The sequence below is a fragment of the Maribacter polysiphoniae genome (genome assembly GCF_003148665.1).
GTDB classification, from domain to species: Bacteria; Bacteroidota; Bacteroidia; order Flavobacteriales; family Flavobacteriaceae; genus Maribacter_A; species Maribacter_A polysiphoniae.
In genome coordinates this window covers 261,563-284,686 of record NZ_QGGQ01000003.1, presented here as the reverse complement: position 1 = coordinate 284,686, position 23,124 = coordinate 261,563, and the positions used below count along the sequence as shown (strand labels likewise).

The 23,124-nt window shown below is 40.9% G+C and carries 24 protein-coding genes; all 24 read right to left on the bottom strand.

Annotated elements, in window-relative coordinates; genetic code table 11:
- Positions 1-13: 13 nt before the first annotated feature.
- A complete protein-coding gene (locus LX92_RS08835; protein WP_109649927.1) occupies positions 14-2,278 on the bottom strand; it encodes a heavy metal translocating P-type ATPase in 2,265 nt (754 codons plus the stop codon).
- A 109-nt stretch (positions 2,279-2,387) separates the two neighbouring features.
- A complete protein-coding gene (locus LX92_RS08830) occupies positions 2,388-3,548 on the bottom strand; it encodes a hypothetical protein (RefSeq protein WP_109649926.1) in 1,161 nt (386 codons plus the stop codon).
- 44 nt (positions 3,549-3,592) lie between these two features.
- On the bottom strand, positions 3,593-4,882 hold the full coding sequence (locus LX92_RS08825) for a PQQ-dependent sugar dehydrogenase (RefSeq protein WP_394340342.1): 1,290 nt from the start codon (positions 4,880-4,882) through the stop codon (positions 3,593-3,595).
- Between the two features lie 54 nt (positions 4,883-4,936).
- Positions 4,937-6,274 carry an MBL fold metallo-hydrolase gene (locus tag LX92_RS08820; RefSeq protein ID WP_109649924.1) on the bottom strand — a complete coding sequence of 446 codons (1,338 nt, stop codon included), beginning with the start codon at positions 6,272-6,274 and terminating at the stop codon, positions 4,937-4,939.
- A gap of 119 nt (positions 6,275-6,393) precedes the next feature.
- Positions 6,394-6,954 (bottom strand): DUF305 domain-containing protein, encoded by a 561-nt coding sequence (locus LX92_RS08815; protein WP_109649923.1) that lies wholly within the window; start codon positions 6,952-6,954, stop codon positions 6,394-6,396.
- A 97-nt stretch (positions 6,955-7,051) separates the two neighbouring features.
- Positions 7,052-7,267 carry a heavy-metal-associated domain-containing protein gene (locus tag LX92_RS08810; RefSeq protein WP_109649922.1) on the bottom strand — a complete coding sequence of 72 codons (216 nt, stop codon included), beginning with the start codon at positions 7,265-7,267 and terminating at the stop codon, positions 7,052-7,054.
- Positions 7,268-7,636: 369 nt separating this feature from the next.
- A complete protein-coding gene (locus LX92_RS08805) occupies positions 7,637-8,203 on the bottom strand; it encodes a helix-turn-helix domain-containing protein (RefSeq protein WP_109649921.1) in 567 nt (188 codons plus the stop codon).
- A 40-nt stretch (positions 8,204-8,243) separates the two neighbouring features.
- Complete coding sequence (locus LX92_RS22415; protein ID WP_170117815.1) at positions 8,244-8,420, bottom strand: hypothetical protein; 177 nt, start codon at positions 8,418-8,420, stop codon at positions 8,244-8,246.
- Positions 8,421-8,499: 79 nt separating this feature from the next.
- Positions 8,500-10,317 carry an efflux RND transporter periplasmic adaptor subunit gene (locus LX92_RS08800; protein WP_109649920.1) on the bottom strand — a complete coding sequence of 606 codons (1,818 nt, stop codon included), beginning with the start codon at positions 10,315-10,317 and terminating at the stop codon, positions 8,500-8,502.
- A gap of 199 nt (positions 10,318-10,516) precedes the next feature.
- A complete protein-coding gene (locus LX92_RS08795; protein ID WP_109649919.1) occupies positions 10,517-11,239 on the bottom strand; it encodes a PepSY domain-containing protein in 723 nt (240 codons plus the stop codon).
- 136 nt (positions 11,240-11,375) lie between these two features.
- Positions 11,376-11,918, bottom strand: a complete 543-nt coding sequence (locus LX92_RS08790; RefSeq protein WP_109649918.1) for an ion channel — start codon at positions 11,916-11,918, stop codon at positions 11,376-11,378.
- 65 nt (positions 11,919-11,983) lie between these two features.
- Positions 11,984-13,207, bottom strand: coding sequence for a permease (locus LX92_RS08785; protein WP_109649917.1), 1,224 nt, complete (start codon positions 13,205-13,207; stop codon positions 11,984-11,986).
- Positions 13,208-13,284: 77 nt separating this feature from the next.
- Positions 13,285-13,869 carry a YceI family protein gene (locus LX92_RS08780; RefSeq protein ID WP_223308335.1) on the bottom strand — a complete coding sequence of 195 codons (585 nt, stop codon included), beginning with the start codon at positions 13,867-13,869 and terminating at the stop codon, positions 13,285-13,287.
- Complete coding sequence (locus LX92_RS08775; RefSeq protein WP_109649916.1) at positions 13,847-15,340, bottom strand: FMN-binding glutamate synthase family protein; 1,494 nt, start codon at positions 15,338-15,340, stop codon at positions 13,847-13,849. Before LX92_RS08775 ends, LX92_RS08780 begins: the two co-directional genes overlap by 23 nt.
- Positions 15,341-15,350: 10 nt before the next feature.
- A complete protein-coding gene (locus LX92_RS08770; protein WP_223308336.1) occupies positions 15,351-16,025 on the bottom strand; it encodes a DUF2231 domain-containing protein in 675 nt (224 codons plus the stop codon).
- Positions 16,026-16,037: 12 nt separating this feature from the next.
- Positions 16,038-16,295 carry a hypothetical protein gene (locus LX92_RS08765; protein ID WP_109649915.1) on the bottom strand — a complete coding sequence of 86 codons (258 nt, stop codon included), beginning with the start codon at positions 16,293-16,295 and terminating at the stop codon, positions 16,038-16,040.
- Positions 16,296-16,358: 63 nt separating this feature from the next.
- Complete coding sequence (locus LX92_RS08760; RefSeq protein WP_109649914.1) at positions 16,359-16,889, bottom strand: hypothetical protein; 531 nt, start codon at positions 16,887-16,889, stop codon at positions 16,359-16,361.
- Positions 16,890-17,037: 148 nt separating this feature from the next.
- The gene (locus tag LX92_RS08755) at positions 17,038-17,559 is read right to left on the bottom strand and encodes a DUF3347 domain-containing protein (protein ID WP_109649913.1); all 522 of its coding nucleotides are present in this window, start codon (positions 17,557-17,559) and stop codon (positions 17,038-17,040) included.
- A 15-nt stretch (positions 17,560-17,574) separates the two neighbouring features.
- Positions 17,575-18,030: a heme-binding domain-containing protein gene (locus LX92_RS08750; RefSeq protein ID WP_109649912.1), complete on the bottom strand. Its 456-nt coding sequence runs from the start codon at positions 18,028-18,030 to the stop codon at positions 17,575-17,577.
- Complete coding sequence (locus LX92_RS08745) at positions 18,031-18,636, bottom strand: DUF3347 domain-containing protein (protein ID WP_109649911.1); 606 nt, start codon at positions 18,634-18,636, stop codon at positions 18,031-18,033.
- A gap of 68 nt (positions 18,637-18,704) precedes the next feature.
- Complete coding sequence (locus LX92_RS08740; protein WP_109650110.1) at positions 18,705-19,091, bottom strand: DUF302 domain-containing protein; 387 nt, start codon at positions 19,089-19,091, stop codon at positions 18,705-18,707.
- Between the two features lie 4 nt (positions 19,092-19,095).
- The gene (locus LX92_RS08735) at positions 19,096-19,287 is read right to left on the bottom strand and encodes an SHOCT domain-containing protein (protein WP_109649910.1); all 192 of its coding nucleotides are present in this window, start codon (positions 19,285-19,287) and stop codon (positions 19,096-19,098) included.
- Between the two features lie 11 nt (positions 19,288-19,298).
- Complete coding sequence (locus LX92_RS08730; RefSeq protein WP_109649909.1) at positions 19,299-20,597, bottom strand: APC family permease; 1,299 nt, start codon at positions 20,595-20,597, stop codon at positions 19,299-19,301.
- A gap of 3 nt (positions 20,598-20,600) precedes the next feature.
- Positions 20,601-23,057, bottom strand: coding sequence for a multicopper oxidase domain-containing protein (locus tag LX92_RS08725; RefSeq protein WP_165357345.1), 2,457 nt, complete (start codon positions 23,055-23,057; stop codon positions 20,601-20,603).
- Between the last annotated feature and the right edge of the window lie 67 nt (positions 23,058-23,124).

Below are 23,124 nucleotides of genomic sequence, written 5' to 3'. Positions count from 1 at the left end.
TTTAAATTTATAATTAAAGTTTTGCTCGTTTAAGTCTTAAGCTATTTGCAACTACAGATACGCTACTGAATGCCATTGCTGCTCCTGCAATCATCGGGTCCAATAAGAACCCATTTACGGGATACAGAACTCCTGCCGCGATAGGTATTCCAATGATATTATATATGAATGCCCAAAAAAGGTTCTGACGGATGCCCAAGACCGTTTTTTTTGATAGTTCCAACGCTTTTGGGATGGATTGCAAATCTGAGGTAATCAAGGTCATCTTTGCCACGTCCATAGCGATGTCAGAACCTTTACCCATTGCAATGCTCACATTGGCTTGCGCCAAGGCGTGTGAATCGTTGATGCCATCGCCAACCATAGCTACGATCTTTCCATCAGCTTGCAGTTTTTCTACAAAAGCTGCTTTGTCCGAGGGCATTACTTCTCCTTGATAGTTGGTTATCCCTATTTCTAGTGCCACCGCAGATGCGGTCTTGTTATTATCGCCCGTGAGCATATAGACCTCGATGCCTCTTTCTTGAAGCGTTGCTATGGCTTTCTTTGAAGTTTCCTTAATTTTATCTGCAATGGCGAGTATCGCGAGCATTTGTTTTTCATTACCAAAAAATATGACCGTCTTTGCTTGCTCTTCGAGACTTTCTGCTGTTTGCATTAAGGAAGCATCGATTTGAATATTATTCTCAAGCATTAATTTATGGTTTCCAACATAGTATTGTGAACCGTCCTTTATTTCAGCTTGAACGCCTTTTCCTGTAATACTTTCAAAAGAAGCAATTTCAGCTTTTTCAATATTTTCATCTTTTAAGTGGTTGACCACCGCTTCCGCTAAAGGGTGTTCTGATTGTGCTTCAATTGCTAAAAGAATTTGCTTGTATTTCTTCGTGTCTTTATTATTCTCAGACCAATGAATATCCGTCACTAATGGTTTTCCTTCGGTAATGGTACCCGTTTTATCAAGAATGACCGCATTCACTTTATGTCCTAGTTCTAAACTTTCGGCATCTTTTATTAGGATATTGTTCTCGGCACCTTTGCCAATCCCCACCATTATAGCCGTAGGTGTAGCCAATCCCAATGCACAGGGACAAGCGATAACCAATACTGCTACAGAGGTCAATAAGGCCTGCGAAAATGCATTATCGTCTCCTACCGACATCCAAACAATGAACGTAATGATAGATATACCCAAAACGATAGGAACAAATATTCCAGCAATTTTATCGACCAGTTTTTGAACGGGTGCCTTGCTTCCCTGGGCTTCCTGAACCATTTTTATGATTTGGGATAGCAAAGTTTCACCACCAACTTTTTCTGCGGTAAATTGAAAGCTCCCTTTTTGATTTACCGTTCCGGCAAATACTTTTTCATCCTTTGTTTTTTCTACGGGAACAGGCTCTCCCGTAATCATACTTTCATCTACATACGAGCTTCCCTTGGAAACTTCGCCATCTACAGGTATCTTTTCTCCTGGGCGCACCAAAATGGTTTGACCCACTTGCACAGCCGAAATAGGAATTTCTTTTTCTTCCCCATTCTCAATAATCTTCAGGGTTTTGGGTTGTAATCCCATCAATTTTTTGATGGCCGAAGAAGTGTTGGATTTTGCCTTCTCTTCCAATAATTTCCCCAAGGAAATAAAGCTTATAATTACGGTAGCCGCTTCATAATAAACGTGAGGCTCGATACCGCGACTCAACCAAAATTCAGGAAAAAAAGTATTGAATACACTAAAGAGAAAAGCGATTCCGGTACTCAAGGCGACCAAGGTATCCATATTCGCCTTCCCGTGTTTAGCTTGCTTGAAAGCATTGATGAAAAAGCTACGACCGAACCAAAATAAAACAGGAAAAGTCAATACTAACGAAATCCATTTTCCGGGTTCCCAATGCATAAAAAACATTCCCAAAATAAATATGGGAAGGGTCAGAATCGCTGACCAGATAGTACGGTTTTTTATATCTTGATAATGCTTTTGCTGGAGTTCTTGTTGTACTTCTGAAGGGTCTTCCGCATCGATGATAATGTCATAACCTACTTCTCGCAAAGCGTTTTGCAATTTTTCCTCCGTAACGGTCTCATCATAATCAACGAGTACTGAACTACTGGCAAAATTAACACTGGCACCGTTGACACCTTCGGTATGCGACAGGATGGATTCAACACTTGATGCGCAGGCCGCACAAGTCATTCCCGTGACCGGAAAGGATTTTTTGATATCTGATTTCTTGGTTTTAGTTTTATCCTTTTGCTCCAAAACAGTTGTGGTTTCCATAGCTTTATCTGAATTGCTTTATGCAAAGTTCAGAATTGTTACCACCAACCGTGTTACGAAATTTGCTGAAAGAGTTGTAATATTCTCGCAAAATGTGGAAAACAACTAGTCAAAGTTGCTTTTCTAGCTCAGCGACTGTTTTCTTAAACTGTTCTAAATCCTTGAAGATATGTGCCCCTATCTCTATGGCTTTGCGATAATAGGGAAGAATGATTTTAGGAAAGCTCCTTTTCTTGTACTCATTTTCCTCTGCATCCATTTTATCTTTACGGACATCGCCAAATTTCAACAGCAATAGTGTTGCTCGTCGTATTTCCTGTGGGTTATTGCGTTCTTTGACTTTATCCACCAAGTTGAAAAACTCTATATCATTCTTGGTAATGTTAGCTTTTGATTCGTATCGTCTTAATTGCTCGTCTATCTCTATATCTTCAATTCTGGCTAAGTTCATATTGATATTATGGCCCGCCCAAAAACCATTCTCTTCATCGAACCAAATGCCCGAATCGTGCCATTTACCAAAAAAATTGACGGCATTTTTGATGCGGAAACCTTTGAGTCCTTCCTCAGAACCCAGAATGGTAACTTCACAGGGATTGGGAAACATTCCCATTACAACTACATCCTTTTTGTAAGAATTAAAATACTGAAAATACAATTTCTTGAAAATGTCGAATAAGTCAATAACATTATTCAACTTGGGGTAGAAGAATTCATCTAAATCAAAGGAATGGTTTAAGACACCGTTTAAATCGATAGGGTCCGAATCGTGCATTACATACCGATCTTCGTCAATAGAATAGGCGGAATGGAAGAAACTGTTGCGTATTTCTTTAAAATGGTTCTGCTCATAAAAATCGATTAGGTGCTGCTTTTCCGAATCGGCCAAGAGCTCCATCAAGAAATCTTGTTTTTCGCCGATTCCCAAAAGGCGCTCATATTTTTTTGTTTTCCAAAAAAGATATGATGAACCTTTGTATCCCAATTTAATACGGCACAGATTACCTATTATGTTGTAGAAGTCGCTGTTCTCAAAAAAAGTGGAGTAAATCTGTAAACCCATACGGGTTTTCTCTTTTCCTTCCAATTCATTGTACAACCTTTTGTAAAACTCGATTGCATCGAACCATTCATGAAGGTTCGAGTTTAAATTGGATGAACTGATTCCCCTATAATTAATCAGGTTAAGTACAAAATCGAATTCGCTTCTAGCCTTGGCTTCTTCAAAAAGATTTCTCAAATCCTTTACTGGAGGTTGTGCATCTTCCATAAATAAAAATACTTATTTAACGGCAAACCCCCATTGAGAATCGCTCACATACCATTTTTACCTTCCCAGCTGATTCTCCAGATCGTATTGGTCACATCATCGGTTATCAACATCGACCCATCGAGTAGTACGGCGGCACCCACGGGTCGGCCATAGACCTCATCTTTTTTGCCGTCAACAATAAAACCCGTTAAAAAGTCTTCAGGTTTTCCAGTTTGTTCTCCGTTCTCGAAAGGCACGAAAACCACTTTATAGCCTGATAAAACCTGTCTGTTCCAAGAACCATGCTGCACGACAAAGGCTCCGTTCCGATATTTGTCAGGAAATGAATCGCCCGTGTAGAACGTCAATCCCAAAGATGCGGTATGGGGGCCAACGTTCACATCGGGCACCAGTGTATTCTCCACTTGGGCCGAAGGAACCCATTTTACCCTTGGATCTTCATTTTGCCCATAGTACACATAGGGCCAACCATAAAATCCGTTTTCCTGGACACTGGTCAAATAATCAGGTACGAGGTTGTTGCCCAATCCGTCGCGTTCGTTGACCGCCGTCCATAAGTCTCCGGTAACGGGATTCCAATCCATACCCACAGGGTTTCTTAGTCCTGACGCGAAAATTCTTAGTCCTGAGCCATCAGGATCAATCTCAAGAATGGCCGCCTTCATGAATTCGGCCTCTGCCCCTTTCTCCCCAACATTCGAGCCACTACCGACCGCTATATATATTTTCGAGCCGTCCTTGTTGGCAGTAATATTGCGTGTCCAATGTCGATTGGCCTTTCCTGCGGGCAAGGTCGTAATTTTTTCTGCTTTTCCCGATAGTTGAGATTGGCCGGGCTTGTAAGGAAAACGTAGCAATCCGTTGGTATTGGCCACATAGAACCAATCATCCAACACAAGCATTCCGAAGGGTTGATCGAGTTCCTTTTCGAGAAATACGGCGCGTTCATCGGGAGACCCATCCTTGTCTACATCGCGGAGCAAGGTTATCAAGTCGGAACTGTTCTTAAAGCTTTTCGACTTTGATGCCCCGATGAACCATGCCCCGATTTTTTTCCAAAGCGGATAATTAGAATTGCTTTGCGCCACAAGTACATCGCCATTCGGTGTAACGTACATCCACCTTGGATTCTTGAAACCGTCAGCATATTTTGTAACGGTAAAACCTGGCGGGGCTTTTGGTGTCCTTCCATTTTTCCAGCCAATGACATTGCTATAGTTGGAATAGGATTTGGAGGCCGATATCGGCGGTAGCGAATCGACGGTCTGCGCATTTGTAGTTGCCAATACTAAGAGTGAAATGATTAAACCTGTAAAAAAACGTGTTCCCATGGCCATTTAAAATTTTGTCTTACATCTTCTGCCCATTAAAACTTAGCATCTTGGTTATTTGAATTTCTCAATAACATCCCCTAGGTCATATACTTTTACGTCTTGCAATTCATTTGAAAGTATGCTGCTTCCGATCGCGCTTCTATATCCACTGCCGCAATGGACAACAATGGGTTTGTCAGTGGGAATTTCCTGAATTGAATTCCTAAGTTCGTGAAGGGGTTTGTTCAGGGCATCTTCAAAAATTTTCTTTTTTCTTACTTCATCCGTATTTCTGACATCGACAATAGTGTAATTATCCAGATTTTGTAAAAAATGCTTGAATTTTAATCGTTCGTTTTCGATCAAGTTTTTTTTCGGAAGGTTAATTATGGCCTTAAGCTGATTTTCATATCCGATCTTCGCCACCCGCCGGGCGATGGTCTTTACATTTTTTGGAGAATCAGCGACCAAATAAAATTCCTCATCTGGTTGGATTATAGTACCTAACCATGTTTCAAAAGAGGATGCTTCGCCACCCTGCATAATATTGATACTCTGTGGCCAATGACCTTGATTAAACTCGTTTTCATCACGACTATCGACAATTAGGATATTATCTTTTGGTTTTTCGGCATTAAGATGAATAGGGATTTTAGCGGTTGCCATATCAATCGATTCAACTTTCTTTTTGTTCATAGCTACATCATGTTTGAAATAGGCCGGTATGAACGGTTGGTCTTCAAGGAGTTCTTTGACAAACTCATCTTCATTTTGATGGCCAAATGCCCAGTTATCCTTTCGCTCCCTACCTAATGTGCTACTGCTATCTGCCGACATGCTTTTGCCGCACAGGGATCCCGCCCCGTGGGCGGGGTAAATAATGGCCTCATTCGGTATTTTTTTGAATTTAGTTCGAATTGTGTTGAACATTTCACGGGCCAGTGCTTGCTTTTTTTGCTCTTTGTCATCTTCATTTCCGCGCAGGTCCGGGCGTCCGACATCCCCGATCAATAAGGTGTCCCCCGTAAAAAGTGCAACCTCATTTGCATCTGTGGCAAGAATGGAAATACTATCGTATGAATGCCCAGGAGTATTTATGGCTTCTAGTTTGGTATTGCCCACGAATATGGCACTGTTCCCATCAAAACTTTCGAAAGGGTATTCAGCTTCCAATCTGCTGCTGTTATAGATCGTGGCACCTGTTTCTTTGCTAATTTGCCAATGTGAGCTTACAAAGTCTGCATGGGAGTGGGTCAATAGCACAACTTTGATCTTAGCATTTACTTTATGCGCAAGATTATAATAGTGCATCGGGTCGCGATCGGGATCGATTATCGCCATCTCCCCTTCGCTCAGCAGTACGTATGAATAGTGGGAAAGTGGTTTATATTCAAATTGCTGTATTTTCATAAAAATTTTATGCGTTTATAATTTAACGTCCGAAATGCCTTCGTTTATTCTCCTGTATTTTCGTTTTTTCCTTTCGAAAGTAAAAACTGTTATTACCTCCTGACATTCACTTTTCCGTATCAGTCAAGGTTTGTTGTTTCTTCGGTAAGCGATCCTTCAAATTTGGGAAGCGGACGCTTTTCCTTTTCTTCTTCTGTTTCTACTATCCCATTTTTCTTGATATCGTCGATCAACCATTGCATTTCCATGATTTCCCTACGCTGCGCCTTGATGATTTCATCGGCAAGCTCCCGAACCCTGACGTCCTTTATTTGAGAACGCTCACTGGTCAAAATAGCGATGGAGTGATGGGGAATCATACCTTCCATATAGTCAACACCGGAAACCGTAACCTGGCTCCTGACCAGCCATATTCCACCCGCGATCAGCAAAACACCCAAAGCCAAGATGGCAATATTCTTATTGCGGTCTTTGTACATCTGTAGCATATACAGGAGCATGATAATAACCATGGACCCACCCATGATCAACGTCATAAAGAACCTGGTTTCACTATACCAGAAGTGATCGATAATCTGATAGGAATGTGTGTACATTAAAAAGAACATCGCGACCATTGAGGTGCCGATCATTGCGAAGAACTTTAAGTAATTGTTGACTTTCTTTTCTTTATTTTCCATTGTATATACTTTTAATCGGTTATTATGATTTCATTCTTTTTGGCCATCATCAAGATTACTGGACAACTATAAAGGGATTATTTTAGCCATGTTCCACTCAATTTACAGGTTGTATTTTATATTGATTACCAGCATTTTTTAAGGCCTCTTGCAAATTTTCCAAAGGCACTTCAAATTGCGATTCTACCGTTGCTTCGGCATTTTTCAAATCGACCGATACATCGGCTACCCCTGCGACGTTTAATAGTGCTTCTTCTACATGGTTTCTACAGCCGTTACAGGTCATTCCTTCTATTTCGTATCTTCTTTTCATATTATGATCAATTTTTATTCTAACAATTTCACCTTTTGAATCAGAAGTGTTGATTCAAATACGTTATCGAAAAATAACATTTTCTAAATCTGGGCGTTGTTTGAAAAAAAACAAACCTTGACCCATTCGATTATTTAGGGCTATTTACATCAAAAAAGTATGCGATTACCTAAAAAGTTTTATTGTAATCGAGCTTTTGCCATTAATGACTAAAAATTCAGTGCAATAGGTTTAAGTTCGCCCATCACTATGCACCAAAAAATCTCTAAACATCTTTATTGAAACCTGAACATAAAGATGATAATGAAATTCAATGCATGGGAATCGACTTCTTATAACAAGCCACGAAGAGAAGGTTAAGCTTATAAATTATATGTTATCCAGCGATTTTCTATTTTGAAGGGCACTTTTCTTAAATTGTGTAGGTGCTATACCATTGATTTTTTTGAACTGGTTGCTTAAATACGCGACACTGCTGTAGTCTAACTGATGGGCTATTTCCTTTAAGCTTAGCTCGTCATAGATGAGCAATTCCTTAACCCTTTCAATTTTTTGGCTAATGACATACTGTTCAAAAGTGATACTCTCCACGGAAGAGAAAAGGGAACTTAAGTACTTGTAATCCAGACCTATTTCTGAACCAACATAATCGGTCAATTTGACGTTTAATTCTTGTCTTGAATGAAAAATTTTTTCTATTACAAGATTTTTCATACGCTCGATCAATTGAGACTTGCGATTACCAATCAAAGAAAAACCCAGCTTATTCAATTCGGTTTGTAATTGATTTTCTTGTTTTGCGGTCAGTTCTTCATTCAATGTGACTTGGCCCAGTTGCACATTGGAATAATCAATACCAATCTTTTTCAGAACATTGTATACCGCCGTAACACATCTTGGGCAGACCATGTTTTTTATGTGCAGCATATGGCTCATGATAAAGTTTTAAAATACATTGCGCTCACATTATCCATTATCACAGATGGGACCGATGTTCCCAAATCGCTCTCAACAAAACCAAGACTACCGTGACTATAAACAAGATGATAATCGCCAATGCAGCATAGAATCTTGTTTTTCGGTTAGATTCTATTTTTGTTTTCTTGCTCTCCTTTCTTTGTTGGCTTCTTCTCTCCCTACGTTTTTGACTCATGATGCCAAAATCTTTTCATTTTTCTTTTACTCACACCATTCAATTTTCTCTATTATAATTTTATCGGCCTTATAATTAATTATTGTATCATTCCCCTAATTTCCCCACAAGTCATCATTGCTTCTCCGTAGTATGGGTTTCGAATCTCCTTTTCCAGGCTTAGCCAATTGGCTCCCTTATTGCTATCTGCCATCGGGCAATAGCTGTTGTACACTTTTTGATTGACTCCAAAAAGCTGAACACCGCTGATCATGTGGGCCGATAGATGTTTAAAGTGGTCCCTTTGCTCCTTGATCTCAGAAGTGCTGGCCACTGCATTTGACGATGCTTTGAGCTCTTTTTGAATGGTCATCCAATGATCATGGGCCTCTTTGTCTTTTAGCAACTTCATATCGACTTTGGCCAAACTTTCTTCCATTTGTTTTGCTTCTTTTTGTGCGGCCGCGCCATCATCATTTACCAAAGCATCCTTAACATCTATATAGGCTTCGAAAACCTGCTTCAACTGACCTTGAAACTCACTTGATACTTCAATCCTTTTTTTCATATTAGAATGGTCGGTGCCCGTACTTGTTGAGGGTTCCATTTTATCTCCTTCCTGCATACCGAAATGACCCTCATGCCCGGTCATGGTTTTGCCTCCCTCTGCGTTCATCATCGATTTTTTACCCTGTAACTGTGCGGCCGCATCTACGGTAAATGTTCCGTTGGTCACAATTTGATCCCCCTTTTCAAGCCCGCTAATTATTGTATAGGTATCGCCATTGGTACTTCCAAGGGCAACTTCGCGCATTTCAAAGACAGGCTCATTGGGATTGGTCTTTACATAAACCACCGATCGTTCCCCCGTCCACATTACGGCACTGGCCGGTACGATAACGGTATTCTCCATCTGCATTTCGGCAGCTTTGATCGTACCTTCCACGAACATACCCGGCTTCAAGAGATTATCCTTATTGTTAAGTATTGCCCTTACCATGACCGTTCTTGTAGAAGAATTAAGTAACGGGTCTACAAAGGATATTTTTGCCGTAAATTCTTTATTGGGATAAGCATTGGTCGTTACTTTGACTTCCTGACCTTCCTCCAGCGACGCTATTTGATTTTCATAAGCATCAAAAACCGCCCAAACGGTATTCAGGTTGGCAATTTTGTACAAAGGCTGCCCTTGTTTGACATAATCTCCTTCTTCAACCATGATATCGGTAATCGTTCCTGAAACTGTGGCGTATACCGGGAAGTTTTCCTGCACTTTGCCCACTTCTTCTATCTTATCGATTTGATTTTCAGAAAGTTTCCATAATTTTAATTTATTGCGAACGGCGTTGTATAAGGCTGGTTGCGATTCCTTCATGGATGCTGCCGTCAACAGCTCTTGCTGTGCACTTACTAATTCAGGGGAATAGATGGTTGCAAGAAGCTTTCCTTTGGCTACGTTCTCTCCGGTATAATTTACGTTCAACTGTTCAATACGCCCTGCGAAATAAGTAGCTTGCGTAGCATTGGCTTCTTCGTTTTCGCGAATCTTTCCTGAAAGTTTAAGTGAACTCCCATCCGAACCACCTATACCAACGGTAGTTGTACGAATATTGGCCAAGGCCATTGCGTTTTCCGTCATTCTTATTTCATTGGCACTAAGCCCCGTCGCTCCGGTTTCAGCAGGAATGAGATCCATACCACAAATTGGGCAGTCTCCCGGTTCGGGTTGCATAATCTGCGGATGCATGGAGCAGGTCCACATCTGATTTTCCGATTCATCGGAATGGTCATGACTATCGGACATATTCGATAGATCCTTAACTGCTGCTTCATCGGTGGAAGAATTTCCAAAGATAAGGTAGCCCGCCAATAGCCCTACTATGACAGCGATTGCGAGGTAGACGATGTTTTTGTTCATGATATTTAGTCTTTATAAAATTTATTTTTATTCAAAATGTTCGAAACTTGTAAAACTCGGTATTGCTTGATGTCAATATAAGCTGCTTATTAATGCTACGAGGAGCGTTTGAAATACAAACAAAATCACAATGGAAATGATAATGTTAGCACTATCGCTTTCCATAAGAATATACTTTGGTGCATTTTCATTACTTTTTTTATTTATTGCATGTTCGCTCATCTCTTTTTTTAATTTTTCTTACTGTTGGCGATGAAATAAACCAGAGGGTAAAACCGCTTAGTACGGTAATCAATCCCAGCAGGGAGAACGCCCTAAGTACAAAGGTGTTAAAATCGTCCCTTCCCTGATAATCCATGGTATGTGTCATCCAAAGAAAATCGAACCATCTCCATTGGCGGTGCCTGACTGTTTGAAATGTCCCATTTTCAAGGGCTACATAGGCCTTAAGATTTTGAGGGGTTTCATAGGAAATCTCATAAGCTGGCAAAGGCCCACTGCGGTATTGATGATGATTACCCACTTCGTCGATGCGTTTAATGCCTACTACTTTTAATTCAGGCAGCATAAAACGGTTGGCTACTTGTTGGGCTTCCTGTTCTGAAACTTCATTTTTTTTACTTCCCGTACGGGCATTGTAAAGGGCTGTTCCGTTAATCCAGTAATAGGGATTGTCCGCAATCTCCAGTAATTCCAATGATTGAATGGGTTGTTCAATCTTCAATTGAGCCGTTCCCAACAAATCGGAAAAAGCCGTCTGTTCTGGTATTTCCTTTTTGAAATGGTCGCCGTGTATCTCATCGATATCCGTCCAGCTGAAATACATGCCGCTAATCGTCCATATAAGGAACTGTATACCTAAAAAAAGTCCTAAATAGCGGTGTGCTTTCCTAATTTTAATTGCTGTTTGTCTTTTGACCATTACATTACTATTAAATTACCTAAAAAGGCATTTTAGACTGGTTTTTTCTTTTGCACTTCCGATTGCGTCAATGGCAAGCTATGGAGGACGATTATTTCAATTTTTATCATAATGTCATTTTAGAGTTATCGACTTTTTACTTTTGTACGTGCATGTTATTGACATTTGCAATTCCGAAGAATAGCACTATGAAACTTAAAATTACTTCGAGCACAACCAAACTCTTCGCAGCATATGTGGTAGGTACAATATCTCCAAAACCTACCGAGGAAAAGGATATAAAACTGAAATAGAGAAATTCGAAAAAAACGATACCTCCAGGCGATCCATTCGTCAGGTTGGTTTTGAAACTTTGTGCATCGATGAGAAACATTGCGGTATAGTCCGTTGCGAACGATAGAACAATTAGGCCAATCAGAAGACCGAAAAGCGCCAGTACGTGAGCCAGTAAATGGCTTTGTGCTATTATTTTGCTCAATTGGATAAAGGTCAATCTGAGTATAAAATACATTTTAAACAAGGTTAAAAATAAAACGCCCCATACCCACGAAATCACTCTATCCACAAACCAAATATCCAATACGGCAATGAACAGCACTATAAAGATAAGTGGCATTGCTTTTGAAAATAGCTGCCTGTAAAAGGCCGGGCTATGTTCTATGTTTTCTGTATCGTCCATTTTCAATTTCTTTGTTATCGATAAAATTCATCTACTGTTTAACTACGATCCTCCAACTTCCGGCCTTAAACAAAAAACTTGACAATCAGTCCACCTGCCAACCAAGCATAGCAGATAAACGCCGTATATTTTAAAACACTTTCCAACAACGGACTTTTGGGTGCCATCTCGCTCATATTGTGTTTGACGTCTTTCTTTTTAAAAAAGCCCAGATAGACCAAATATCCAGAAATGGCCAGGAAAGCGATGTTCAAAAAGAAGGTGTAATCTATCTTGAAGAACTCACTGTCCTCAATTTTTACCTGCGATGGGTCGGGCAACATACCGAGTAGGTCAAAACTGTAGTGCAGGGACAGGGCCGTGCCTATCAATGCGGTAAACAATAGGAAGAGGATGAACAAGGACATCTTCCAACCATAGTACTTTGCATTGATCCGTAGCACGGGAAATACGACCAGATCACTAAAAATAAATGCCATTACGCCCGCAAAACTTACACCTTTTCCGAATAGCAAGGCCGCCAGGGGAATGTTTCCCATAGATCCTATAAACGTGAGAAATGCAGCGACTGGTCCTACGATGATATGCTCTAAAATTTCAAGAAAAGTAAAATCGGTATTGCCCTGACCGCTATTGATAAAAAGGGTCTGAAAAAAGGAATCGGGCACAAAGGCCGCGACGATACCGGCAATGGTAAAGCCTACGGTAACATCCTTCCAGACCATTTGCCACTCCATCTTGTATTTTTTGGCGACCCTTGCCCAACTATCCTCTTTCTGAATCTGTTTCTTCCAGTTCTTGGAATCGTCCATAGCATCATTATCTTCGTTTTCTAAGTTTTTTCGGGCATTTTCAATCAGTTTTTTAGGGTTGATGATGCGTATGAGCAACCAACAAATCAGAATCAAAAGAATACCACCTACGTATTCGCCGACCACAAATTGCCATCCCAGAAAAATGGAAATGATAATGCCCAATTCGATGACAAGGTTAGTCGAGGCGAGTAGAAAGGCAATGGAGGAAACAAAACTTGCCCCTTTTTTAAAGATGGACTTTGTGCCCGCCAAAGCCGAAAAACTGCACGAACTGCTTATAAATCCAAAAAAGGTACCCAAGAGCATGCTTTTATCCTCATTCTCGCCCATGGCTTTCTGCATCCGTTTTTCGGTCACAAAAATCTGTATCATACTACTGATGATATAGCCCAGGATAAACGCCCATAGGGCCATCCAGAAAAATCCCGTGGTGGTATAGGCCGCTTCGCCCCATTGTTTTAAAAAATTGTCCATAATTTATATGATTTGGTGTCCCTGCTCTTTTAAACTTCGTTCAATGAATACCATATGGGATAATTTCCTCTTCTTTGTCATTCCTCTTTGAGCAATGCGTTTACGTCCAACTCGTGTTTGTCGTTTACTTTTATAAACATCAGGCTCGGGCGCTCCAAACCGTAATCGGTAATCAAAAGCGACCACGATGCGTTCAATTGAATGCCTTTTGACACGGGATCCAGATTTAAGGGGACCGTTATTTGTCGGGTCGTTCCTGCAAGGGTAAAATCGCCCTTTACCTTGACCGTTTGTTCAGATTTTTTATCCAGATCAAATTCGTCGGCAAGTTTTCCCTCAAAGACGACATTGGGATATTTTTGCACTTCAAGCAGCTCGTACATGTGTTCGTCACGTTTATCCTTGCCTGTTTTTATGGATTTTACGGGTACGGTAAAAACTACCTTTCCAGTTTCAAAATCAATGGTTCCCTGTAACTTGTCGGACTCGCCCGTATAGGAATTAAGGGGCATTTTAGCTTTGAAGGTCGCATTTCCAGCTTGGGTGGCATATACCTGTGCAAACGAGGTATGGCTACCCATGAGCATTAGCAAAAGCGATAGGAAAAAAATCAGGTTTTTGGATATGGATAAATTGCTATTAATTTTCATAAATTTCTTCATATGATCTGGTTTGCGTTTCGCCGGTCCTTTTGATGATATATTTTTTGTCAATGCCCATTGTATCCTTTAAACCTATGGAAGCCAGCAATTCCCTTAGCCCTTCCATGGTATTTCTGTGATAATTGGCAACTTTGTTTTTTTTGTCCTCCACGACCAGTGATACCACACGAGCTGGGTTCATTGTTGTGATTCCAGTGGGACAGGTATCCAGATTACACTTCAGGGATTGTACACACCCCAGGGCGAACATCATACCCCTGGCACTGTAACAAGCATCCGCACCCAGTGCCAAGGCCTTATAAATATCGAAGGCGGAAATTATCTTTCCCGCCGCGAATATTTTTAGGCTTTCGCGATGGCCCGATTTTCTCAAGGTCTTATCCATAAAATGGAGCCCTTCATAAAGCGGGGTCCCCGCCCAATGCAATGACTCCATGTGTGCGGCACCGGAACCCCCTTCCGCACCATCGATACAGATAAAATCAGGGAAGTTATTGTGCTTTGCAAAGGTGTTCACCATTTCTTCGAACTCCTCCTTTTGGCCCAGACACATCTTTATGCCTACGGGTTTTCCCCCGGATAATTGCCGTAACCTATCAATAAATCGAATCATTTCATCCGTATTGCCAAAGGCACTATGGTGAGCCGGGGAGTGAATTTCGGTGTGCGCCTCCACGTCCCTGTATCGGGCAATTTCTTCCGTATTCTTTTTTGCGGGAAGGATAGCCCCAAAACCGGGTTTCGCCCCTTGTGAAATTTTTATTTCAACCATTTTAACGATTTCCAGTGTGGCAATTTCCTTAAACTTTTCAGCATCGAAATCCCCATTTTCGTTCCGGCATCCGAAATAGCCCGTACCGAACTGGAAGATTATATCCGCACCAAATTCCTTGTGATAGGGTGTCAATCCGCCTTCGCCAGTATTTTGTGCGAAACCGGCAATTTTTGCTCCTCCATTAAAGGCCAAGGTTGCATTTTTACTGATGGAACCGAAACTCATCCCCGCCAGATTCAAAATACTTGCTCTGTAAGGCTTTTTGCAATTTGGGCCTCCAACCGTTATCCTAAAATCATCATTGACTTCTTTTGCAGGAAACGTCGAATGCAAAAACCACTCACGGCCTAAATCCTCATAGGACAATTGCGTGCCAAAGGGTTGGCTTTTATTTTCATCCGAAGCACGTTTGTAAACGATTTCCTTTTGTATCCAATTAAAAGGCATTCCCTCAGTACGGTTGAGCAATACCGTTTCTTGTAAAACGTGACGTTGTTTTTCCAACAGATTGGTAATCCTGCCTAACATCGGATAGGTTCTCTTAATATTATCTGTTTTTTGAAAATAGTCCCTAAAGCCGAGAAGCATAAAAGGTGCGATCAACAGCGCAAGCCACCATAAATGGGGCTTCCACATTATGAGTCCTGCAAGTACCACTAACAGCGTTATCGACGATATTAAAAATATTCTTCTCATACTTTGTTTCTCAATGTGAATGGCTTTCTTCCTCTGCCTTTTCAGTTTCCAAATACTGGCCCTGTGGGCCAACGCCCTGAATATAAACGAGCTGAGCGCCATAATGCCCTGCTTGTGAAACGGAGAACGCTGAGAAAGCCATAACAAGGAGAACGGCTATTTCGAATCCGCGTTTCAGTTTTATCCAAAAAAGGCTGATACATTTTAAAACTGCGGCCAAAGCACTGGACCAAATGGTCCAATCTGCATATTTATCATGGTTATCCAATATTTTTTGAGCTACATCCGTAAGCCCGTGGGTATGTGGGTGTACATAAGTTCCCGCCACGTAGGCCCCAATGAAACCAGTACCAATAAGAAACAGGATAACCCAGTCCAAATTCCTTTTTAGGACGAAGAGCTGAATACATTGGAGCAGTGCCGCAAACAACAAGAGTACGATAGGAAAATGCACCACCAATGGATGTAAATTGTCGAATTCATGCAAACCCACCTCCTCTTTGTTTATGGGCTTTTCGGCGTGGCTTTCGGTATGTTGTTCTGGTTTTTCGGACAATTTAACAGCATAAAAAGTTCCTGAGCTATTCGTCAAATACCCTGAATTGTTCCCAATGGACTCAGGTGCACTTGCATGTAGCGACATCAAGCTCAAAAGCAGTACTAAAAATGAGACTGTTTTTTTCATAATCAATCGTTTTTATGATGCATTATTCGTTAACTGTACAATGAGGGCACCTATTACAATAGCGCCAATTATGATGTAAATGGTATAGTTAAACCATTTCTTCCAACCTTGTTTCTCCGACTTTTCCGGTTCCCTTTTACAGCAATCTTTCATTTCAACCTTAATTCTGTTTATGGTGCCTGTCAAAGGAAGGGCGTTAAACACTACATCAACGAAATTTCCCTTCCCGTAACAGGACTTTTTCTGTATTAAAACAATCTGCGCGGTCATGAAATACACTAAATAACTAACCAATCAAAAAACACATTCTTGACCTGCCCAGATTTTACATTTTTAAATTTTTTCGTTTATAAACTTTTTGCCGATTAAAAAAATAATCGTGGGCAAAAGTGCAAATTGTAATAGCGGCGACAATCCCAAATTTACCCATGGCAGTATAGGCATAGCTTCTGCATAGTTCCAATCGCCTCGTGAGGTATGCCAAATTTCTCCCAAAATTGCGCCAGCACTTCCGATAAAAATCAACGGGAGTATTTTATTAATATCCATTGACCTTATCCAAAAGACATTTTTATATACCAAACCAAATCCGAAAAGCAGGATAAGCACCATCAACATATCGGCTAAGGATGCCAAGGCGCAAAACGATATATGCTCCCAATCGTATTCAAAACCTTCATAGAGCGGACCTTGTGCCAGCTCCCAAATAAAATTCAACGAAAATGACACCAAACCGACACCAATAATATAGTTTCGATAAATTTCATTGTCCTGTACCTGTTTGGTAAAATAGATATACAGCAGAACGATCACGGTCAACGCAATGGTTGGTACTACAAAAATGTCAAGGGTTAATGCTTCCATCTAGATTTTGCAAATTTTATAATCTTTTTCTACACTTTATTTTTTAAAACTCTTAGAACTGTGCCTAGACAATCAATTTTTACTACCTGAAAAGGGGAAGTATCTTAAACACTAACCATTAACTATATTCAACCTCCCCTATTAGGCTTTACTTTTCGATGATGGCTGTCACTTTTCCACAGCTGAGCATTTTTGCTCCATAATACGGGTTGCGGATGTCCTTGATGGCGGATAACCAATAAGCACCTCCGTTCAAGGCCATGGGGCAGAAATCCTTATAGATTTTTCCAGATGTAACCCTTCCTTTCAACAAGGTTTCCATTTCATTGCTTAAGTCGGAAAAAGCCTTTCGTTGTCTCTCTAGATCATCGGTAGCAGCGATTTTTTGCGAGGCCGATAATGCCGCTTCGGAACCCTCGACTTTTTCGAGTGCTTCGTTCAACATTACCGCTCCCTTTTGGGCATCGCCCGGATTTGAACCGACCAAGTCATTTTTAATGTGCTCGTAATGTTCGTAGACATTGGCGATGTTCTCGTCGTTAAATTCCAACTCGACCACTTTCATTTCCATTTTGCTATGATCATGGTTCAACTCTATTTTGTGCTGTGCGTAGCCCATTGTAGTCCCCAACATGAGCAGGGTTGCTACAGCATTTTTTAAATTTTTCATTTGTTGAATTTTTAATTATAAACTGTCTTTTAATTTCGAAATCCACTCAAGAACGATTTTCTTTTCGTCCTTCGAAAGTTCTGCTTCCCTATGAATTAGCGTGTAGGACCAAAGGGGCATTTCTCCATCTTCTATCTGGCTAATGATCGATTTTAACTTACTGTTCTTTCTTCTGCTTGAATAATCGGCCCATTCGTTAAAATTCAGTTCTTCTTTGCCATGGGCAACATGATCCTCCAAGAACCAGGCAACGGGTTGCACTTTGTTGTACCAAGGATAATCCGTGTTGTTGCTATGGCAATCATAGCAAGAGGTCGTGATGATGTTCTCCACTTGTTTCGGTACATCGTTTACCAGCATAAAATCCGTTTTTACTATGGTGTCGCTTTGGTTTCGGGAAGTGGGAAAGAATTGAATTCCCACTAACCCGACCAAAAACACTAGTGCAATGATTTTTACACTTTTCTTCACTTAGTTGATTTCCTTTTGTACACTCCCGCAGCTCATCATTTTAGCCCCGTAATATGGATTCTTTATTTCCTTGGTAGCGCTCAGCCATTGCGCCCCCTTGTTGTTATTGTACATGGGGCAAAAATCCTGATATAACTTTTCTTCCGTCCCTGTAATGGCGATAAGGTCTATCATATCTTTGCTCAACACATCAAAATGTTCCCTTTGGTGGTCGATTGGGCTTTTTTCTATGTGCTCGGCGTGCTCTTTGGCATCCTCTATGATATCCTTCAATTCTTGCTGTTCTTCTGAACCGAATGAAGAAGTTTCAAAATCGTCAAAAGCTGAAACCATCATACCGCCCGCCTTTGCCGCAGCATCTTTGTCATCGGCAACAAGTGCATTTTTTAGTTCTAGATAATTGGCGACCAGTGCAGTTGATTTTGACGCATGCTGGTCGTTGCCCATCATATCATTTGATGAATCCATAGTTGAATCATCATGACTTCCGTCGCTGTGATGTTCGTTATCGATATGTTGTTCCTTTTTAACCTCTTTACATGAAGTTACCGTTAGGGCTACCAATGTGATTGCTAAAATCCCTTTTGTTAGGTTTATTTTTTTCATTGCTCTTAATTTTAGATTTATAATTATTTGGATTATTCTTTTTTTCGTAAAACCGAAAGAGTTGATGTTTAAAGTTTCTCGATGACATTTTCCAACTTGGCCGTAATCTCGCTTGCGATTTCTGCAAGTATTTCATTATCGACCGCTTGCATTGACGCCATCGGATTTACCGCTGCAACTTCTACGACCCCTTTTGATACTTCCTGCACGATTACATTGCAAGGCAACATGGTACCTATCTTGTCTTCAGCCTCCAATGCTTGATGCGCATAGGGGGGATTGCAGGCACCAAGAATTCGATATTTTTTGAAGTCTACATCCAATTTCTTTTTCAAGGTTTCCTTGACATCGATTTCAGTTAAAATGCCAAAACCTTCTTTTTTAAGTTCTTCCGTAACCCTCTCGATAACTTTATCGAAATCTTCGTTAAGGGTCTTATTGAAATAATATCTCATCATTTTAATTTTTAGAATTAATAATTCGTTTTTGTTCTTCATATTCTTCTTTGGATACTTCGCCTTTCGCGAAACGTTCGTCCAGAATATCCATAGGTTTTTGTTTTCTTCTTAACACATTCCCGTTCTTCCCAGCATACATCGATATGCCCAGAACTAGAACTACCAAAACAATTACCCACCAGTACATCATCATAATCTAAATTTTTAAGTGTTATTCGTTCTTTTTAAAAACCATTTTTCCCCAGCAAAAACGAGTATCGTAAGTACCACCGCTACAATCACGACCAGCACGTCACTCGATATTTTAATCCATAGAAATGCGCCAAGAACGATAAGGTCCAATATAATGGCGGTACCGATTATGGCCGCATTTGCCTTTATTTCTTTCCGTAGATTTTTTAAAATGCCCCAGTGGATTCCAATATCCATGACCAAATAGAGTATGGCCCCTAAAGATGCAATTCTTGTCAAATCGAATAGAACGGTCAATGCGATTGCCGAGACTACGGTATATACCAGCATATGCTTCTGTATGCCCCCTGGCATTCCAAAATGGTTATGGGGTATCAAATCCATGTCAGTGAGCATGGCCGTCATTCTTGAAACGGCAAAAACACTAGCAATAACTCCTGAAATCGTAGCGACAATGGCAATACCAACCGTAAACCAAAGACCATATTTGCCAAAGGCAGGCTTGGATGCTTCCGCTAGGGAATAGTCCTTGGACTGTATGATTTCTTCTATCGAAAGATTAGAGGAAACCGCAAAAGCGACCAATAGATATATGAGAGTGCAAATGGCCAGTGAAATAATTATTGCCCTTCCAACATTTTTATTAGGGTTGATAATTTCCCCACCGCTATTGGTTATGGTCGTGAAGCCTTTGTAGGCCAAGATGGATAATGCCAAGGCCCCTAAATAGCTGGAGACTGGATACTCGGACAAACTGCTAGAGGGGACTACTTCTGAAAAAGAGAATCCCGCGGCCCACAGTCCGCCTATCGCAAAAATGGAAATGCCTCCTATTTTCAGGATGGCCATCACTAACGATGATTTGCCGATAACGTTGTTTCCCGAAATATTGATCAAGAACGCCGTAATCAACAGTACGACCCCCAAAATAGGAACCCATACACTATTGTCGCCAACATCGAACAATTGCAAGGTGTACGAACCGAAGGTACGTGCAACCAAACTCTCGTTGATAACCATGGAAAAAGCCATTAGCAAAGCCCCGGATGCCGTAAACGCCCCTTTACCATAAATCTTTTTCAGATAGGTGGCAATCCCTCCTGCAGATGGATAAGCATTCGACAATTTAATATAAGAGTAGGCACTAAAGCCCGAGATAATGGCCCCTACCAAAAACGCAATAGGAAACCATTGACCCGATAGTTCTGCTACCTGACCCAACAGGGCAAAAATACCGGCACCGATCATTACCCCCGTACCCAGGGATACGGCACCGGTCAAACTCAAGCTATTTTTTTTATATCCTTCCATTAATTAAAATCTTACCAAAAGTCCGCCACCCCAACCGTATCGGTTGTTATAATTGCCTTGGATTGAAAAATTACGGGAAAGAATGTACGCAACCCCTACCAACCATTGTGTTTCACTTTCAAAGGATTTGTTGTTCTCCAAATCATTTACCCATCCAAAGTCAGCTCTGTATTCGTATTCGCCTTCCAGAAAAACTCTAGGAAAAATCAATAATTCTCTGTCCAGACGTATTCTTGGGCGTAGCTGATGGTCCATACTCACATCTACATTAAATCTATATGGTGTAAAATATTTTACACCGACCAATCCTACAGTATTAAATGTATCATAAGAATCCGGTGTTGAAGTTTCGGTATTTACTCCTGCATACACACGTACCCAATCATTCAGGTATCTATTATAATTCACTTCTATTTCGGCATTTTGGTCGTAGTCAAATTCGGCACGTAGGCCAAATTCATTGCGGATATTACTCGATATAAGATTAAGCTCATTGAAATTTGAACCTAAACGCGCTCTTCCCCAAGAATAATAATGGTCTGTTTCATCAATAAGTTTCTGAACAGGATAATCCTTCATTCTTTCGTCTCTTGGCGTATCGTAACTGAAAACCCTTGCCATACCGCCCATCATATGATACAGTATGTGGCAGTGAAAGAACCAATCGCCATACTCTTCATTATAGAACTCTATGACCACTTTCTGCATAGGTGGTACATTTACCGTATGCTTTAATGGGGAACGTTCGCCATTTTCATTGATGACCCTAAAATAATGCCCGTGCAGGTGCATTGGGTGGTGCATCATCGTAAGGTTGTTGAGCGTAATCCGAGTTACTTCGCCCCCCTTGATTTTTATTTTATCGGTTTCTGAAAGGGGTACGCCGTTCATACTCCATACATAGCGCTGCATATTTCCCGTTAGGTTCAACAGTATGTCATTTACCGGCAAATCAGCTTTGTAGGTGGTATTCTCCTTTGCCCTTAAAAAGTCGTAGTTGAAATATGTTTTACGAGTGTCGTAATCAAATGAAGAAGTATCCTTCTGCATCTTGGGCATATTGTGATTCATATGGCCTTTCATTTTATTAGATTCTCCGTTATGGTCCATTGACATCGAGTCCATTCCTGCCCGTCCGGCAGGCGGGTTCATTCCCTTCATACCGTCCATCTTTTTGTGCATCTCCATTTGCATATGATTGTCATTCATATCCATAGGTTTTTGGTCATCCGTTTTCATCTTATCGCCCATTTTGCCTTTATTCATTGACATCTTATCGTTCATCCCCATATTCATCTGACCGTCTTTCATATCCATCTTCATTCCATACTTCTGCATTAAAAATTCAGGCGTGTTTTTCTTTTTATTACCAGCCATTGCAGGTGCTCCCATTTTCATATCCATTTTTGCCATTTGCTTCATCATTTCCACTTTGTCCGGTCTATCAATCGTTTTTGCAGGATAAAGTGTTCCCTGTCCTAAACGCAATGATGTATGCCCAGAGCCATCTTGTGCCGTTGCCGTAACTTCCAAAGTACCGTCAGGTATGGTTACGATTACATCGTAGGTTTCAGCTATACCAAATAGAAATCGGCTTTTGGATACGGGTTGCACATCAATACCATCGCCGGAAACCACCATTGGGTTACCACCACCAAAATCCATCCAATAATAGGTAGAGGCCGAAGCGTTGATAAAGCGAAGCCGCACCTTTTCTCCTGGCTTGAATTCGGGATATTCTGCCAATGTTTTCCCGTTGGTCAGAAATGCCGGATAATAGATATCGGCAATATCAGCCCCTTCCATACGGTCTCTCCAGAATTTAAGCTGCGCGCCAAAAGCCCCCTCTTTGATGACCCTGCCCAAAGGGACCGCTGTACCTTTTTTAACTTGATACCATTCGTTTCCCCTTTTTAGGTTACGCAGTACGTTCATCGGTTTTTCGTTGGTCCAGTCAGAGAGTACTACAACTAAATCTTTATCATAGTCCAAGGTTTTTTCCTTGGGCTGAATCATAATGGAACCATACACCCCTTTCTGTTCTTGTAGCATCGTATGGGAATGGTACCAATATGTACCCGATTGATTGATCGGGATTCTGTATTGGAAAGTCGTTCCTGGTTCGATGGGTGGGGTAGTCAAATAGGGAACGCCATCATAAAAATTAGGAAGTATCAATCCGTGCCAATGCACTGAGGTTTCTTCGTCCATTTTATTGGTTACGTTGATTATAGCAAGGTCGCCTTCGGTAAATTCCAAGACTGGTCCGGGAATACTACCATTGATGGTCATTGCATTGGCAGCAACACCACCAAGCGTCATTTTGTTTTCTTCAATGGTAAGGTTATACTCCTTAACAGGTCGCCCATCTTCTTTTCTATCTTGTCCGTTGGTCCCTACTTGAGCAATGCCTACGCATGAAATGAGAAGTACCAACAACACTGTAATTTTTTTTATCATGATTCTCTTTTTTAATATTTATAATATCCTACTGTATCATATTCAATCGATACATAATGCTCTTATC

Bases quoted from the DNA above. Each gene is read 5' to 3' on its own strand.
- LX92_RS08745 (WP_109649911.1), bottom strand. From the start codon at position 18,636: ATGAAAAAAATAAACCTAACAAAAGGGATTTTAGCAATCACATTGGTA.
- LX92_RS08805 (WP_109649921.1), bottom strand. From the start codon at position 8,203: ATGAGCCATATGCTGCACATAAAAAACATGGTCTGCCCAAGATGTGTT.
- LX92_RS08790 (WP_109649918.1), bottom strand. From the start codon at position 11,918: ATGGACGATACAGAAAACATAGAACATAGCCCGGCCTTTTACAGGCAG.
- LX92_RS08740 (WP_109650110.1), bottom strand. From the start codon at position 19,091: ATGAGATATTATTTCAATAAGACCCTTAACGAAGATTTCGATAAAGTT.
- LX92_RS08820 (WP_109649924.1), bottom strand. From the start codon at position 6,274: ATGAAAATACAGCAATTTGAATATAAACCACTTTCCCACTATTCATAC.
- LX92_RS08795 (WP_109649919.1), bottom strand. From the start codon at position 11,239: ATGGTCAAAAGACAAACAGCAATTAAAATTAGGAAAGCACACCGCTAT.
- LX92_RS08815 (WP_109649923.1), bottom strand. From the start codon at position 6,954: ATGGAAAATAAAGAAAAGAAAGTCAACAATTACTTAAAGTTCTTCGCA.
- LX92_RS08730 (WP_109649909.1), bottom strand. From the start codon at position 20,597: ATGGAAGGATATAAAAAAAATAGCTTGAGTTTGACCGGTGCCGTATCC.
- LX92_RS08835 (WP_109649927.1), bottom strand. From the start codon at position 2,278: ATGGAAACCACAACTGTTTTGGAGCAAAAGGATAAAACTAAAACCAAG.
- LX92_RS08830 (WP_109649926.1), bottom strand. From the start codon at position 3,548: ATGGAAGATGCACAACCTCCAGTAAAGGATTTGAGAAATCTTTTTGAA.
- LX92_RS08760 (WP_109649914.1), bottom strand. From the start codon at position 16,889: ATGGAAGCATTAACCCTTGACATTTTTGTAGTACCAACCATTGCGTTG.
- LX92_RS08825 (WP_394340342.1), bottom strand. From the start codon at position 4,882: ATGGGAACACGTTTTTTTACAGGTTTAATCATTTCACTCTTAGTATTG.
- LX92_RS08725 (WP_165357345.1), bottom strand. From the start codon at position 23,057: ATGATAAAAAAAATTACAGTGTTGTTGGTACTTCTCATTTCATGCGTA.
- LX92_RS08735 (WP_109649910.1), bottom strand. From the start codon at position 19,287: ATGATGATGTACTGGTGGGTAATTGTTTTGGTAGTTCTAGTTCTGGGC.
- LX92_RS08780 (WP_223308335.1), bottom strand. From the start codon at position 13,869: ATGAAGAAATTTATGAAAATTAATAGCAATTTATCCATATCCAAAAAC.
- LX92_RS08770 (WP_223308336.1), bottom strand. From the start codon at position 16,025: ATGAAAAAAACAGTCTCATTTTTAGTACTGCTTTTGAGCTTGATGTCG.
- LX92_RS08755 (WP_109649913.1), bottom strand. From the start codon at position 17,559: ATGAAAAATTTAAAAAATGCTGTAGCAACCCTGCTCATGTTGGGGACT.
- LX92_RS08785 (WP_109649917.1), bottom strand. From the start codon at position 13,207: ATGGACAATTTTTTAAAACAATGGGGCGAAGCGGCCTATACCACCACG.
- LX92_RS08775 (WP_109649916.1), bottom strand. From the start codon at position 15,340: ATGAGAAGAATATTTTTAATATCGTCGATAACGCTGTTAGTGGTACTT.
- LX92_RS08810 (WP_109649922.1), bottom strand. From the start codon at position 7,267: ATGAAAAGAAGATACGAAATAGAAGGAATGACCTGTAACGGCTGTAGA.
- LX92_RS08765 (WP_109649915.1), bottom strand. From the start codon at position 16,295: ATGACCGCGCAGATTGTTTTAATACAGAAAAAGTCCTGTTACGGGAAG.
- LX92_RS22415 (WP_170117815.1), bottom strand. From the start codon at position 8,420: ATGAGTCAAAAACGTAGGGAGAGAAGAAGCCAACAAAGAAAGGAGAGC.
- LX92_RS08800 (WP_109649920.1), bottom strand. From the start codon at position 10,317: ATGAACAAAAACATCGTCTACCTCGCAATCGCTGTCATAGTAGGGCTA.